This window comes from Gemmatimonadales bacterium (assembly GCA_030697825.1).
GTDB lineage: Bacteria > Gemmatimonadota > Gemmatimonadetes > Gemmatimonadales > JACORV01 > JACORV01.
Window position 1 is genome coordinate 1 of record JAUYOW010000247.1, and the last position, 1,425, is coordinate 1,425.

The 1,425-nt window shown below is 67.7% G+C and carries 2 protein-coding genes; both read left to right on the plus strand.

Features of this window, described 5'->3' with window-relative positions:
- The coding region (locus tag Q8Q85_12685) for a metallopeptidase TldD-related protein (protein ID MDP3775110.1) at positions 1-275 on the plus strand (275 nt) is incomplete at its 5' end.
- Positions 268-1,425: metallopeptidase TldD-related protein (locus tag Q8Q85_12690; GenBank protein MDP3775111.1), on the plus strand; the 1,158-nt coding region annotated here is incomplete at its 3' end. The genes Q8Q85_12685 and Q8Q85_12690, both read left to right, overlap by 8 nt.

The window sequence follows — 1,425 nt, forward strand, 5'->3', positions numbered from 1 at the left end:
GCGGCCAGGTGGACATCACCTCGGGCAAGTTCGTGTTTTCGGCGTCCGAGGCCTATCTGATCGAAAACGGCAAGGTCACCCGTCCGGTAAAGGGTGCGACTCTCATCGGCAACGGCCCGGACGTGCTCACGCGCGTGTCCATGGTCGGGACCGACTTGCAGCTCGACAGCGGCGTCGGCACCTGCGGCAAGGAAGGCCAGAGCGTGCCCGTGGGCGTGGGCCAGCCGACGTTACGCATTGACGGCCTCACCGTTGGCGGTACGCAACATGACTAACCAGGTGCTCGACGCCATGGATGGCGGAGGTACGACTTCAGGGAAGAAGGAGGTAGAGCGGCGTCAGGAACAGCCGCCGAGAGCAACGCCGGGAGCAGTTGCCGAGGCCTCCACGGCGGATACTTTTGCCGACGACAGCGCGCGCCGGCGGCTGGCGGACGTGGTCGGACAGGCGCTGGCCGAGGCGCGCGGCATGGGTGCGTCGCAGGCCGAGGCCGCGATCAGCATCTCCCAGGGATTGTCCGTGACCGTGCGCCTGGGCGAGGTCGAGACCGTGGAGCACACGCGCGACAAGGGGCTTGGTATCACCGTGTATTTTGGCCAGCGCACTGGTTCGGCCAGCACCACCGACCTCTCGCCCGCGGCGGTGCGCGACTCGGTGCGCGCCGCCTGTATCATCGCCAAATACACCGCCGCCGACGATTGCGCCGGCCTGGCCGATCCGGCGTTGCTGGCGCGCGAATTCCCCGACCTCGGGCTTTACCACCCGTGGAATCCCGGCATGGATCAAGCCATTGAACTGGCGCGCGCCTGCGAGGCCGCAGCGCGCGATAGTGACCGCCGCATCGCCAATTCCGAGGGCGCGACGCTGTCGTCGCACGCCGGCCTCGAGGTCTACGGCAACAGCCACGGTTTTCTCGGCAGCCAGGCGGCGACGCGCCACGGGCTTTCCGTGAGCGTCATCGCCCAGGACGAAAGCGGCATGCAGCGCGATTACTGGTACAGCGTTAATCGCGCCTCGACCGGGCTCGAAACGCCCGCAAGCATCGGCCGCGAAGCCGCCCGGCGCGCCGTGCACCGCCTCGGCGGGCGCAAGCTCACGACGCGCCGCGCGCCGGTGGTGTTCGAGGCGCCGGTGGCCTCGAGCCTGTTGTCGCATTTCGTGTCCGCGGTGCGTGGCAGCAGCCTCTACCGCCAGGCATCGTTTCTGCTGGATAGCCTCGGAAAACCGGTGTTTGCACCGGGGGTGCATCTCCACGAGCAGCCGCATTTACCGGGGGCGCTGGGCAGCGCTGTCTACGACAGCGAGGGCGTAGCGACGCGCCCGCGCGATTTGGTGCGCGCCGGCGTACTGCTTGGTTACGTACTCGATTCGTATTCCGCGCGCAAGCTCAAGCTCGTTACCACCGGCAATGCCGGCGGTGTGCAT